Source organism: Pseudomonas sp. A6 (assembly GCF_052367875.1).
Taxonomy (GTDB): domain Bacteria; phylum Pseudomonadota; class Gammaproteobacteria; order Pseudomonadales; family Pseudomonadaceae; genus Pseudomonas; species Pseudomonas citronellolis.
In genome coordinates, this window is sequence record NZ_CP198970.1 from 1,430,234 (window position 1) to 1,442,350 (window position 12,117).

General features: G+C 67.9%; 11 protein-coding genes and 1 pseudogene. 5 read left to right on the plus strand and 7 right to left on the minus strand.

The features are described from left to right. The first annotated feature begins 108 nt into the window (after positions 1 to 108). Together ACTWJ5_RS06480 and ACTWJ5_RS06485 are read left to right on the plus strand one after the other, a co-directional pair. Positions 109 to 1,242 carry a DUF1615 domain-containing protein gene (locus ACTWJ5_RS06480; RefSeq protein ID WP_444437853.1) on the plus strand — a complete coding sequence of 378 codons (1,134 nt, stop codon included), beginning with the start codon at positions 109 to 111 and terminating at the stop codon, positions 1,240 to 1,242. Between the two features lie 75 nt (positions 1,243 to 1,317). Beyond that, positions 1,318 to 2,097, plus strand: a complete 780-nt coding sequence (locus ACTWJ5_RS06485; protein ID WP_444437855.1) for an SIR2 family NAD-dependent protein deacylase — start codon at positions 1,318 to 1,320, stop codon at positions 2,095 to 2,097. A 20-nt stretch (positions 2,098 to 2,117) separates the two neighbouring features. Here the strand turns inward: ACTWJ5_RS06485 and ACTWJ5_RS06490 are convergent, their stop codons facing one another. The 4 genes from ACTWJ5_RS06490 to ACTWJ5_RS06505 all read right to left on the minus strand — a co-directional run bounded on the left by ACTWJ5_RS06490 (position 2,118) and on the right by ACTWJ5_RS06505 (position 6,965). Then, the gene (locus ACTWJ5_RS06490) at positions 2,118 to 2,786 is read right to left on the minus strand and encodes a DUF2931 family protein (RefSeq protein WP_444439547.1); all 669 of its coding nucleotides are present in this window, start codon (positions 2,784 to 2,786) and stop codon (positions 2,118 to 2,120) included. Next, on the minus strand, positions 2,773 to 3,399 hold the full coding sequence (locus tag ACTWJ5_RS06495) for a DUF2931 family protein (RefSeq protein WP_074983024.1): 627 nt from the start codon (positions 3,397 to 3,399) through the stop codon (positions 2,773 to 2,775). The genes ACTWJ5_RS06490 and ACTWJ5_RS06495 overlap by 14 nt, the downstream gene beginning before the upstream one ends. Then, a complete protein-coding gene (locus ACTWJ5_RS06500) occupies positions 3,396 to 5,291 on the minus strand; it encodes a PAAR domain-containing protein (protein WP_444437857.1) in 1,896 nt (631 codons plus the stop codon). The genes ACTWJ5_RS06495 and ACTWJ5_RS06500 overlap by 4 nt, the downstream gene beginning before the upstream one ends. 129 nt (positions 5,292 to 5,420) lie before the next feature. Further along, positions 5,421 to 6,965 carry an MFS transporter gene (locus ACTWJ5_RS06505; RefSeq protein ID WP_444437859.1) on the minus strand — a complete coding sequence of 515 codons (1,545 nt, stop codon included), beginning with the start codon at positions 6,963 to 6,965 and terminating at the stop codon, positions 5,421 to 5,423. A gap of 142 nt (positions 6,966 to 7,107) precedes the next feature. Between ACTWJ5_RS06505 and ACTWJ5_RS06510 the strand changes: the two genes are divergently transcribed. Continuing rightward, complete coding sequence (locus ACTWJ5_RS06510) at positions 7,108 to 7,992, plus strand: LysR family transcriptional regulator (RefSeq protein WP_253408408.1); 885 nt, start codon at positions 7,108 to 7,110, stop codon at positions 7,990 to 7,992. Here ACTWJ5_RS06510 and ACTWJ5_RS06515 read toward each other — a convergent pair. The 3 genes and pseudogenes from ACTWJ5_RS06515 to ACTWJ5_RS06525 form a co-directional block, all read right to left on the minus strand. Continuing rightward, a pseudogene (locus ACTWJ5_RS06515) lies at positions 7,966 to 8,115 on the minus strand (GNAT family N-acetyltransferase); the annotation flags it as partial. The gene ACTWJ5_RS06510 and the pseudogene ACTWJ5_RS06515 sit on opposite strands and share 27 nt — an antisense overlap. Positions 8,116 to 8,448: 333 nt before the next feature. Next, positions 8,449 to 9,489: an aldo/keto reductase gene (locus tag ACTWJ5_RS06520; protein WP_074983035.1), complete on the minus strand. Its 1,041-nt coding sequence runs from the start codon at positions 9,487 to 9,489 to the stop codon at positions 8,449 to 8,451. Positions 9,490 to 9,627: 138 nt separating this feature from the next. Next, entirely contained in the window at positions 9,628 to 10,065 is a 438-nt protein-coding gene (locus ACTWJ5_RS06525) for an Lrp/AsnC family transcriptional regulator (protein ID WP_043315156.1), read from the minus strand. A gap of 135 nt (positions 10,066 to 10,200) precedes the next feature. Here ACTWJ5_RS06525 and ACTWJ5_RS06530 point away from each other — a divergent pair, with 135 nt between their 5' ends. Continuing rightward, a complete protein-coding gene (locus ACTWJ5_RS06530) occupies positions 10,201 to 11,121 on the plus strand; it encodes a DMT family transporter (protein WP_253391537.1) in 921 nt (306 codons plus the stop codon). Positions 11,122 to 11,181: 60 nt separating this feature from the next. Then, on the plus strand, positions 11,182 to 11,583 hold the full coding sequence (locus ACTWJ5_RS06535; protein ID WP_009618073.1) for a hypothetical protein: 402 nt from the start codon (positions 11,182 to 11,184) through the stop codon (positions 11,581 to 11,583). The last annotated feature ends 534 nt before the right edge of the window (positions 11,584 to 12,117 follow it).

A 12,117-nucleotide genomic window follows, 5' to 3' on the forward strand; every position in this document is an offset into this window, starting at 1 on the left:
TGAATTCGAGCTTAGAGGCTGGCCAGGGGCCTGCAAGTCGGCGCCTTGGGCTGGCCTGGAAAGGGCATTTCTGCGATGGTCGCGGCGTCTCGTCGTCAGGAAGCGTCCATGTCCGCCATCGCCATTCCGCTCGCCCGTCCCGCCAGCCTGCCCTGGCGCGCCCTGGGCATCGCCCTCGGCCTGCTGGCCCTGGCCGGCTGCAGTTCGCAGTCCGCCCGCCAGGCGCCGGAGCCGACGCCGGCGCAGGTGCGCGCCACCCTGGCGCAACTGCTGCCGGCCAAGGTGAGCGACCGCAGCGGCTGGGCCACGGACATCCAGGCGGCCTTCGCCGCCCAGCGCATCCGCCCGAGCACCGAGAACCTCTGCTCGGTGCTGGCGATCACCGAGCAGGAATCCAACTTCCAGGCCGACCCGCAGGTGCCGGGCCTGGGCCGCATCGCCCGCGGCGAGATGCAGAAGCGCGCCGCGCGCCTGCACGTCCCCAACTTCCTGCTCGACGCCGCGCTGGCGCTGAAGTCGCCCACCGGCAAGAGCTACAGCCAGCGCCTGGATGCGGTGCGCAGCGAGCGCGAGCTGAGCGTCATCTTCGACGACTTCATCGGCATGGTGCCGCTCGGCCAGCAGCTGTTCGGCCGCTTCAACCCGGTGCGCACCGGCGGGCCCATGCAGGTCAGCGTGGCTTTCGCCGAGCAGCACGCCGAGGGCTACCCGTACCCGATGAAGGGCAGCGTGCGCCAGGAAGTGTTCAGCCGCCGCGGCGGCATGTACTTCGGCATCGCCCACCTGCTGGGCTACCCGGCGGACTACCCGCGGCCGCTGTACCGCTTCGCCGACTTCAACGCCGGCTGGTACGCCAGCCGCAACGCCGCCTTCCAGCGCGCGGTGAGCCTGGCCACCGGCATCCCGCTGGCGCTGGACGGCGACCTGATCCGCTACGACTCCAGCGCCGCCGGCGCCACTGAGCTTGCGGTGCGCACCCTGGGCCCGCGCCTGGGCCTGAGCGACAGCCAGGTCCGCCGCGACCTGGAGCAGGGCGAGCGCGCCGAATTCGGCGAGACGAAGCTCTACGCCAAGGTCTTCGCCCTGGCCGAGAAGAACGAAGGCAAGCCCCTGGCCCGGGCGGTGCTGCCGGGCATCACCCTGCACAGCCCGAAGATCACCCGCAACCTCACCACCGCCTGGTTCGCCCAGCGTGTGGACGAGCGCTACCAGAGCTGCCTGGCGCGGGCCGGCAAGCGCTGACCGCCGCGGGCCGCCTTGCGCTGCTCGCCCGGCGCCGCGAATAATCCCGGGCCCACTCCCGACGAGTCGCCCGGCATGCCCGCATCCTCCCCTCCCGTCCTGCTCGATGCCCTGCGTCAGGCACGGCACCTGGTGGTGTTCACCGGCGCCGGGGTTTCCGCAGAGAGTGGCATCCCCACCTTCCGCGATGCCCTGAGTGGCCTGTGGCAGCGCTTCGATCCCGCCCAGTTGGCCACCCCCGAAGCCTTCGCCGAAGACCCGGCGCTGGTCTGGGGCTGGTACGAATGGCGGCGCATGAAGGTGCTGGCCGCGCAGCCCAACCCGGCGCACCGGGCCATCGCCGAACTGGCCGCGCGGGTACCGCGCCTGAGCCTGGTGACGCAGAACGTCGACGACCTCCACGAACGCGCCGGCAGCCCGGCGGCGATCCACCTGCACGGCAGCCTGCACCAGCCGCGCTGCGTGGCCTGCGGCCGGGCCCACGACGGCCTTTCGACGAGCCTGCGGGAACCGGAAGAGGGCCGCCGTCTGGAACCACCACGCTGCGTCCATTGCGGCGAGCGGGTGCGCCCCGGCGTGGTGTGGTTCGGTGAAATGCTCCCGGAAGCCGCATTGGAGGAAGCCTTCGCCGCCGCCAGGGCTTGTGACTGCCTGCTCTCCATCGGCACCTCCGGCGTGGTCCAGCCCGCCGCGATGATTCCGCAACTGGCCGCGGAAAGCGGCGCCGTGGTCGCCCACGTCAACCCGCAGCCGGTGAGCGTGCGCGGGCCGCGGCAGTTCAGCCTGGAAGGGCCTGCCGGGGTGGTGTTGCCGGCGTTGAGCGAGGCGGCTTTTGGTTATCGGGGGCAGGTCTGAAGGAGGGGGGCTTCGGGTAGCTACCAGGAGCCATAAGGAATGCCGTGATCTTTGACATACGCTTCGGCTTTCTCGGAAAGGTAATAATACTTGCCGCCCGAGAGACCTTCGTATGGTCCACGCTTGTCGATAACGGCCTTGTATCGGCCGATTTCCTTTTCCTCCAGGCAGGGACCGCCGATCCATGCCTTGGCGATGCCGCCAGGGGCCATGCCAATGGAGATCATCTTGCGGTAGTCAGTTACCCAACTCCTGTCGCCCAGGCAGTAGGTCCACTGGGGTTTGAGCATCTCATCGCGGACCCACTGCGGGATGTTGATGCGCACGTTGTAGGTCTGGGGTTCCACGAGGGACTGCCAGCGGACGAAGATGATTTCCGGCAGATCGACGCCTGTCACGGGCTTCAATTTGCCCATGCCGTTCTTGGGCCAGCCGACAGGGCTTCCGCTGTAGCCGACTACACCGGCATGAACGCGTTCATAGGCCAGCCCACGTCTGTCCACCACATCGACGCTTTCGACCCAGACTTCCATGTATTTCGGCGCACCTATGCCGACGGACCAGGCGTTGTAGGGCAGCTTGGGGCGACCTTGGCTTGTGCTGCAGCCCGTAAGCGTGGCTGCTGTAATGCAGAGCAGGAGCGCGTTCGTGATGGGCAGTCGCCTTTGTCGCCGATTACCAGGAGTCATAGGGAATGCCGTGGTCTTTGACATACGCCTCGGCTTTCTCGGAAAGGTAGTAATACTTGCCGCCCGAGAGACCTTCGTATGGTCCACGCTTGTCGATAACGGCCTTGTATCGGCCGATTTCCTTTTCCTCCAGGCAAGGTCCGCCGATCCAGGCCTTGGCGATGCCGCCAGGGGCCATGCCAATGGAGATCATCTTTCGGTAGTCGGTTTCCCAACTCTTGGTGCCCAGGCAGTAGGCCTGCTGAGGTTTGAGCATCTCATCGCGGACCCACTGCGGGATGTTGATGCGCACGTTATAGGTCTGGGGCTCCACAAGGGACTGCCAACGGACAAAGATAATTTCCGGTAGGTCGACGCCTGTCACGGGCTTCATCTTGCCGCCGCCGCTCCACCAGCCAGCGGTCTTGTTGTTGTAGGCCACGACGCCGGCATGAACGCGTTCATAGGCTAGCCCGCGCCTGTCCACCACATCGACGCTTTCGACCCAGACTTCCATGTATTTCGGCGCACCTATGCCGATGGACCAGGCGTTGTAGGGCAACTTGGGGCGACCTTGGCTTGTGCTGCAGCCCGTAAGCGTGGCTGCGAGGGCAATACATAAAAGCTTTTTCATTGTGGCTGGCCTTCCTCTGGCTTGTTGCTATAGGTCAGGCGCCGATTCGGCGCGGGCTTGTTGACCATTGCTCCGTAGCTGGGCGACCAGTGGGCAGACAAGTGGATATAGCGAGCCTTGAGCAGGCGATTTTCTGCTTTGCTCAATCGAAAGGGCGCGCCTTGGGCATAGGCGAGAAGGCTGGCGGATATGGTCTGTAACTCCATGGGTAACCTGAGATTCGGATCATCTTCGAGAATCCGGCCAAATGGCACGTCATGTAGCAGGGCCAATTCACGCATCACCCGAAGCGCCACCCGCGACAGTTCACCTCGTACCCGACGCTGAATGGCTATGGCAACCAACGCCCTTTGCGACACGTCGTGTTCATTGGCGTTGGGGAAATGCCAGCCGACCGGCTCCATCTGGCCATCACCGGGCAGTCCGTCCAGTTCCAGCCGGGCGACTTCAAGCTGGGCCTCCCGCCACACCGAACTGCGTTCCAGGGGCATGTTGGGGCTGACCCGGGTGGCGCGTGGCCGGCTCAGCAGCAGTTTCTCCTGCATCAGAGCCGGGTAGCCGCCGCCGATGTCCGAATGTGCGCCGGGCAGGGAAATCTCCTGGTGGTGCGGGGCTACGCTGGTCAGGGGAAAGTTCCAGCGGTGTTCGTCGGCCGCGGTCAATTGCACGACCTTGCGCGCGCAACCGGGGGGCAGGTAGAGGTTGATGCCGGGGTTGAGGTCGTTGGCTGGGCTCCAGTCGCCGCGCAGTGGGTCGACGATGGCGGCCACGGTATCGAACAGGCCGATGAAGTTGATGCAAACGTCGGTGCTCCAGTCGAAATCCGCCTGCAGGCCGAACTGCCCGGGCTTTAATACTTCGCCCAGGATGCCGCCATCGGGCTTGAGCACTTCGTTGGCGAAGTGGCGGGCTGCTGCCGCGCCGCGGCTGAAACCGAAGAGGTCGAATTCGAGACGGGCTACATGGATGCCTGGGTTGGTTCTTATGAATAGCAGCAGTTGGTCTTTGATCGCCGCAGGGCTTTGTATTACGCGTTGCAGTACGCCGGTTTCCCCCCGCCCCGTCGCCTGGCTGACACGCGAATCCGGCGCGCCGCTGGTGGTGCCTATGCCTTCGATGTATATCGGCACGTAACCGATAGTCGCATCTGGCTCCAGGGGAATGCTGGTGTTGTCCAAGTAGAGTTCGGATAGCAGGGCCACATTGCTCGGTGCATTCCCGTAGCTGTCGTTCGGATGGCTCTGGAAGACGCCATGCTCGTCCGGGGCGCTGAAGCCGAAGCGTTCGCAGATGGCGATGGTGTCCAGCAGGGTTTCCTCGCCGAGCTGCTGACGGTCGTCTTGGCGGCAGCGCTCGGTCAGTGCTGCGTTGGCCAGGTTGTTGCCGGTGCCGTCGAAGAAGGCTGCCAGGCGCAGGGTCAGGCCTGGCGTCTCGTCCAGCTCTTCTTCTTCGTCTTCTTCTTCCGGTTCTTCCTGGTCAACGGCTACTCGCACGGCCTGGCCGTCGAGCTCGAGTTGCTGGAATGCCTGCAAGGCCTCCAGGCTGGGGAAGCGCAGGTGTACGCCGCTGGCCATTTCGCCTGGCGGCTGCCAGTCCAGGCCGACGCTTTCCTCGGCCATCAGGGTGTGGGTCTGGCTGGCGATCAGTCGATGGCTGCCGGGCGGGCAGCCGCAGTTGACCACATGGTCATGGCCGGCCACCGGTTCACCGTTGGCCAGCCAGGTCGGGTTGCCTTCTGCGATCAGCCCGACGCTGCCACATCTCGGACAGCGCACCGGGTCGTTGCGCCTCGCCGCGAGGCGATGGCCGATGATCAGGTCGGGGGAGCCGGCGAGCACCTGGCCGCCGGTGGTAGTGCTGTCGTCCTTGCGAACGACGAAACGCTGGCCCATGTTGCAGCTCCTGCAAGCATTCGGATGAGTCCGGCTGGCAGGAAATGCCTTTGTCGAGGGTTTGGCTGTCGGTGGTTTCTTGGCTGGGTGAGAGGCTTTTCCGGTTGTTTGCAGATTCGATCACAGTGCTCAGGCAATGCCGTCCGGCCGGGCGATTTCCAACTCCGGCAACGGCTTGCCCAGCAGCACCCCGACCAGCACGGCGAACGCCAGCGCTGCAATGCCGGCCACCTGCAGCAGCGTCTCGAAACCACCGACGAAGGCCTGCCGCGCCAGCGGCGCCAGGGCCTCGCGCAGGGCCGGGTCGATCAGCGCCAGGGCCGCCGGCAGGTCACCGGCTGCTACGCGGGTGGCCATGTCCGCAGCCTTGTCTAGTTGCGCCGGCGCCACGTTGGCGAGGGCTTCGCGCAGCAGTTGGGCGCTGCGCGCGGCGAGCACACCGCCGAGGATGCCGATGGCCAGGACGATGGCGCCGAAGCGCGTGGTGGTGCTCAGGCCCGAGGCCATGCCGGTGCGTTCGCGGGGCACGCAGGCCATGATGTTCTTCTGGGTGTCGCCGTTGAGCAGCCCGGCGCCGGCGCCCAGCACCAGGCTGGCCAGGGCGAAGGCCGGGTAGCCGCCGTGGCCCGCCGCCACGGCGCAGAGCAGGTTGCCCGTGCCGACCAGGGCCAGGCCCAGGGCGAACAGCTGCGCCGGACTCAGGTGCGCGGCCAGGCGCAGGCCCAGGCGCGGGGCCAGCAGCATGGCCAGGGCGAAGGGCAGCATGCCGGCGCCCGCGGCCACCGCCGTCAGTTGCAGGCCGTTCTGCAGGTACAGCGGCAGCAGCGTCATCATCACCTGGGCGCAGGCGGCGTAGGCGAACATGCCCAGCAGCGCGCCGATGAAGCGGGCATTGCGCAGCAGGCGCAGGTCGACCATGGGCCGCGCCTGGCTGCGCTCCACCAGCACGAACAGGCTGAGCAGGAAGCCGCCCAGCAGCAGGCGCGCGAGGGTCGGGGCGCTGTCCCAGCCGGCGCGGTTGGCGTCGATCAGCGCCCAGATCAGGTAGCCCAGGCCGCCGGCGAAGGTCAGGCTGCCCAGTGGGTCGAGGCGCGCGGCGGCGCTGTCGCGGGATTCCTCGATGCTGCGCAGGGCCATGGCGCCCAGCAGCGCCACCAGTGGCAGGTTGAGGTAGAAGATCCAGCGCCAGCCCAGGCTGGCGGCGATCAGCCCGCCCAGCAGCGGGGCGAAGGTGATGGTGGCGCCCATGCAGGCGCCCCAGAAGGCCCAGGCGCGCAGGCGCTCCCGTGGCTCGTGGAAGCGGTGGCCGATGGCGGCCAGGGCGGAGGTCAGCAACAGCGCTGCGCCGATGCCCTTGGCCGCCCGCGCCAGGTCGAGGAACGCCAGGTTGGGCGCGGCGCCGCAGGCCAGGGAGGCGGCGCCGAACAGCGCCAGGCCGAGCAGCAGCATGCGCCGGCGGCCGAAGCGGTCGGCCAGGCTGCCGGCCGGCAGCAGGCAGGCGGCGAAGGCCAGCAGATAGGCGCTGACCACCCATTCGATGTCGGCGAAGGCGCCGGACAGGTCGCGGGCGATGCTCGGCAGGGCGACGGCGACTATGTTGGTGTCGAGGATGATCAGCGCGCACACCGCCGAGGCGGTCAGCAGGGTGAAGCGCGCGGAAGGGCGGCTGGACATGGCGAGGCTCCGGAGCGGTGCCGGCGCCGGACTTTGCCGTGCGGCACCGGCCTTGTAGTGTTGCTGCCACGGTAACGCCAGCGCGCGCCGGGCTTGTTAGGCGCGGCGGCCTGCGTCATTAGCCCGCAGCTAACGAGGCCCCATGGAAATCCGCCATTTCCGCTATTTCATCAGCGTCGCCCGCCACGGCCACTTCACCCGCGCCGCCGAGCAGCTGGGCATCGCCCCGCCGACCCTGAGCCGGCAGATCCAGGACATGGAGAAGGAACTGGGCGTGCGCCTGTTCCAGCGCAGCCAGCGCGAGGTGCGCCTGACCGCCGCCGGCGAGGCGCTGCTGGCCGAGGCCGAGCAGGCGGTGCGCCAGTTCGATGCGGCGCAGCTGGGCGCGCAGCGCGCCGGGCGCGGCGAGGCCGGACACATCGAACTGGGCTACGTGGCCTCGGCGGCCTATTCCGGGGTGCTGCAGCGCCAGGTGAGCGACTTCGCCGCAGCGTGCCCGGCGGTGCTGCTGAACATCCGCGAGGCGCCCATGGCCGAGCTGCCGGCGCTGGTGCGCGACGGCCAGCTGGACCTGGCCTACGTGCGCTCGCCCATGGAGCTGCCGGCGGAGCTGGAGGCCATCCGCCTGCACGACGAGGGTTTCGTCCTGGCGTTGCCGGAGGCCTCGCGGCTCAACGAGCTGGCGGAGATTCCCGCGGCGCGCCTGGCGGGCGAGACCTTCATCCTCCCCGAGCAGATTTCCGGCACCCTGGAGGTGGCCGCCCAGGGCGGCTTCGTGCCGCGCCTGGGGCCGCAGCCGGGCAGCCTGGTGGCGGTGATCGCCCTGGTGTCCCTGGGCCAGGGCGTGGCCCTGGTGCCGGAGTCGGTGCTGCGGCGCATCAGCCTGCCGCAGGTGAACTACCGGCGCGTCGCCGGCAGCCGGGCCAGTTCCTGGCTGTCGCTGCTGCACCGGCGCTTCGAGAAGGCGCCGGCGGTGGCGCGCTACATCGAGCGGGTGCGCCTAGCCGCGGCCCAGGCGCGCCAGTAGCGCGGCCTTCACCACCGGCCACTCGTCGTCGATGATGCTGAAGCGCACCGAGTCGCGCTTGCGCCCGTCGGACATGATCCGTTCGTGGCGGACGATGCCTTCCTGCGCCGCGCCCAGGGGCAGGCGCTTGCCGGTTTCGCCCGCGCCTGGAAAGCCGGGGCGGTGGTTGCGAATCGCGCGCAGGAGGGGGCTGACCAGTCGGCTGCGCCGAGGTGCTCTTCGTAGGAGCGAGCTTGCTCGCGAATGAACCCCGCTGCGGAGTCTGTTCGCGAGCAAGCTCGCTCCTACGAGAAGCCATGCGAGCGGACTTTGTCCGCGAATCGCGCGCAGGGCGCGCTCCTACAGGAGGCGTCGAGGTGGTTTTCGTAGGATGGGTTGAGTTTGCGAAACCCATGCGGTTGCGGCGATGGGTATCGCTGCGCTCCACCCATCCTACGAGAGGCTATGCTCGCCTGCTCAGCGCCCGCCCAACTGGCCGCGGCGGTACTCGCCCTGGCGTTCGAGCATCCAGCCGGGGTACTCGGCCGGCAGGGCGCTGACCTGGTCGAGGGTGGCCAGTTCTTCGGCATTCAGCTCGACCTGGGTGGCGGCTATGTTGTCCTCGAGCTGCTCCAGGCGCTTGGCGCCGATGATCACGCTGGTCACCGCTTCCTGGTGCAGCAGCCAGGCCAGGGCCACCTGCGCCACCGATACGCCCTTGGCTTCGGCGATGCCGCGCATGGCGTCGATGCAGTCGTAGGCGCGTTCGCGGTTCACCGGCGGGAAGTCGAACTGGGTGCGCCGGCTGCCGGCCTCGGCCTCGCCGCCGCGGCCGTACTTGCCGCTGAGCAGGCCGCCGGCCAGGGGGCTCCAGACCATCAGACCGACCTTCTCGCTGCGTAGCAGCGGCACCAGTTCGCGCTCCAGGTCGCGGCCGGCGATGCTGTAGTACGCCTGCAGCGACTCGAAGCGGGCCAGGCCGAGGCGCTCGGCGGTGCCCAGGGCCTTCATGATCTGCCAGGCCGCCCAGTTGGAGACGCCGACGTAGCGCACCAGGCCCTGGCGCACCAGGTCGTCGAGGGCGCGCAGGGTTTCCTCGATCGGCGTGGCCGGGTCGAAGCCGTGCACCTGGTAGAGGTCGATGTGGTCCAGTTGCAGGCGCTCCAGGCTGGCCTGCACGCCGCCGGCGATGTGGTAGCGCGACAGGCCGCGGGAGTTGGCGCCGCGGGTGCCGGTCTCGCCGAACACCTTGGTGGCGACCACCACGTCCTCGCGGGGCACGCCGAGGTTCTTCAGGGCCTGGCCGGTGATGACCTCGGAGCGGCCCTCGGAATAGACGTCGGCGGTATCGATGAAGTTGATGCCGGCCGCCAGGGCCGCGCCGACCAGCTGCTCGGCCTCGGCCTGCTGCAGCTTGCCGATCTGGCTCCACAGCTGGCCTTCGCCGCCGAAGGTCATGGTGCCCAGGCAGAGTTCCGAGACGAACAGACCGGTGTTGCCGAACTTTCTGTAGCGCATGGCGAGCAATCCTCGGGAGGGGGCAGGGAAGGCGCCGCTGCCTCGCGCAGCGGCGGACGCCACCAGTATGGGCGCCGCGCCCAGGAAGGACGGCGCTCGATGCTGCCGCATTCTTGCCTATTGCTGCCGGCGCCCGCCTCAGGCCATGGGCGGCAGGCGGCGCTTGACCGGGGTCTTCTTGACGATGGCGGTGCTGGTCTCGGCGTAGGCGTTGAGGCGGTCGAGCAGGGTGTCCAGTTGCTCCATGTCGCGCACGCACAGGCGGGCGACGAAGCAGTCGTCGCCGGTGATCTTGTCGCACTCGGTGAACTCGGGGATGGCCTGGATCTGCCGTTCCACCTCGTGCAGCCGGCCGGGCAGCGGGCGCACGCGGACGATGGCCTGCAGCAGGTAGCCGAAGGCCTTCGGGTCCACCTCCAGGGTGTAGCCGCGGATCACCCCGCGTTCCTCCAGTTTGCGCAGGCGCTCGCCGACGCTGGGCGCGGAGAGGCCGCTGACCTGGGCCAGGGCCTTGAGCGACAGGCGCGAGTCTTCCATCAGGGCGGCGATCAGCAATTGGTCGATTTCGTCGGTCATTTTTTTGCTCGTTAGGCGATTGCGGGTGGATGCCTTGATAGTAAAGGCGATATTTGGTGGATGCCTTCCGTTTGCGATGGAAGGACGGGGTGACGCCTTGTCATGCTGTAGGCACACCTTGCAGGAGGAAGCCCCATGGACAAGTCCCTTCAACGCGGCACTCTGGAGATGACCGCGGCCATGCTGATCTGCGGCACCATCGGTTGGCTGGTGCTGGTGTCCGGCCAGCCGGTGCTGGACGTGGTGTTCTGGCGCTGCGTGTTCGGCGCCGCCACCTTGCTGGTCGCCTGCGCCCTGCTCGGGATGCTGCGCCCTGGCGTGCTGAGCCTTTCCGCCTTCGGCCTGGCGCTGCTCAGCGGGGTGGCCATCGTCGGCAACTGGGTGCTGCTGTTCGCCTCCTATTCGCGGGCGTCCATCGCCATCGGCACTGCGGTCTACAACACCCAGCCCTTCATGCTGGTGCTGCTGGCCGCGGTGTTCCTCGGCGAGAAGCTCAGCGCGCGCAAGCTCGGCTGGCTGGGGTTGTCCTTCGCCGGCATGCTGGCCATCGTCAGCGCCCACGGCAGCGGCGGGCCGGGCAGCGACTACCTGGGCGGCATCGCCCTGGCCCTGGGCGCGGCACTGCTGTATGCCTTCGCGGCGCTGATCGTCAAGCGCCTGCAGGCGGTGCCGCCGCATGTGATCGCGCTGGTGCAGGTTTGCAGCGGCGTGCTACTGCTGGCGCCCCTGGCCAACCTCTCGGCGCTGCCGCAGCAGCCCTCGGCCTGGGCCTGCCTGGCCACCCTCGGCATCGTCCACACCGGGCTGATGTACGTGCTGCTCTACGGCGCGATCCAGAAGCTGCCGACGGCGCTGACCGGCGCGCTGTCGTTCATCTACCCAGTGGCGGCGATCCTGGTGGACTGGGTGGTGTTCGGCCACCGCCTGGGCCTGGTGCAGTGGCTGGGCGTGGCGGCCATCCTCCTGGCCGCGGCCGGCATGCAGCGCGACTGGGGGCTGCCGCGGTGGCTGGCCGCGCGCTTCGCGTTGCGTGGGACGGATTACGGAAAGCGCTGAGGGGTGGGAATTTTTCCCCTGGCGGCGACTCCAACTCCCACCAAGTCACGCCATGGGTGAATGATGAACTACAAGCTGTTGCCAATGATCGGTGTCGCGGTGCTGCTCGGCGCCTGCGGCGGCAAGGAGGCGGAGGTGTGCGCCAGCAAGGACATGCGCGACCAGTTGGTGAAGGTGTTCACCGACGGCCCGCTGTCCGGCCGCGGCGACCTGCTCAAGGACGTGGAGCTGCGCGACGCGGCCATCCTCGAGAAGGACCCGGACAGCGGCGTGCTCGAATGCGTGGCCACCTTCCGCGTGCCGGTGGGTCAGCAGGTGGTGCAGGGGCCGCTGGAGTACCGCATCGCCCCGGCGGCCAAGTCCGATCATGACTATCTGTTGCTGTTCACCAAGAGCGAGCGGGCGTTGGCGCTGGCCGATCGGATTCAGCGGGTGTTTCCGGCGGCGGGGACGTCGCAGTGATGATGAGGGTGTAGGAGCGAGCTTGCTCGCGAACCTCCTGGCGGCTGCGGTGTATTCGGTTGACTCCGTTCCCTCACCCCAGCCCTCTCCCGGAGGGAGAGGGGGCCGTTCGGCGTGAGTGGTGAATCCAGAGTCAGCCTGAAATGCCTATCTGTCCCTGCGTTCGCGGGAATGGTGAGGGTAGGAGCGAGCTTGCTCGCGAAGGGGGCTTCCTTGCGACTGCGGTGTATTCGGTTGACTCCGTTCCCTCACCCCAACCCTCTCCCGGAGGGAGAGGGGGCCGTTCGGCGTGAGTGGTGAATCCAGAGTCAGCCTGAAACGCCTGTCTATCCCAGCGTTCGCGAGAGTGGCGAAGGGGAAGGATGGTGCCTGACCTCCAGGCCGCTCAGGACAGCCCCCTCTCCCGCTTGCGGGAGAGGGTTGGGGTGAGGGCGCTCTTGAGCCAGGCACCTGCGCCACCGGCAGCTTCCATTCGCGAGCAAGCTCGCTCCTACAAAAAGCCGCACTCGCCTGCAACGTAGGAGCGGACTCCGT

Coding starts and splice junctions, on each gene's coding strand:
- ACTWJ5_RS06495 (WP_074983024.1), bottom strand. CDS start 3,399: ATGAAAAAGCTTTTATGTATTGCCCTCGCAGCCACGCTTACGGGCTGC.
- ACTWJ5_RS06500 (WP_444437857.1), bottom strand. CDS start 5,291: ATGGGCCAGCGTTTCGTCGTTCGCAAGGACGACAGCACTACCACCGGC.
- ACTWJ5_RS06530 (WP_253391537.1), top strand. CDS start 10,201: ATGGACAAGTCCCTTCAACGCGGCACTCTGGAGATGACCGCGGCCATG.
- ACTWJ5_RS06505 (WP_444437859.1), bottom strand. CDS start 6,965: ATGTCCAGCCGCCCTTCCGCGCGCTTCACCCTGCTGACCGCCTCGGCG.
- ACTWJ5_RS06480 (WP_444437853.1), top strand. CDS start 109: ATGTCCGCCATCGCCATTCCGCTCGCCCGTCCCGCCAGCCTGCCCTGG.
- ACTWJ5_RS06520 (WP_074983035.1), bottom strand. CDS start 9,489: ATGCGCTACAGAAAGTTCGGCAACACCGGTCTGTTCGTCTCGGAACTC.
- ACTWJ5_RS06525 (WP_043315156.1), bottom strand. CDS start 10,065: ATGACCGACGAAATCGACCAATTGCTGATCGCCGCCCTGATGGAAGAC.
- ACTWJ5_RS06485 (WP_444437855.1), top strand. CDS start 1,318: ATGCCCGCATCCTCCCCTCCCGTCCTGCTCGATGCCCTGCGTCAGGCA.
- ACTWJ5_RS06510 (WP_253408408.1), top strand. CDS start 7,108: ATGGAAATCCGCCATTTCCGCTATTTCATCAGCGTCGCCCGCCACGGC.
- ACTWJ5_RS06490 (WP_444439547.1), bottom strand. CDS start 2,786: ATGACTCCTGGTAATCGGCGACAAAGGCGACTGCCCATCACGAACGCG.
- ACTWJ5_RS06535 (WP_009618073.1), top strand. CDS start 11,182: ATGATGAACTACAAGCTGTTGCCAATGATCGGTGTCGCGGTGCTGCTC.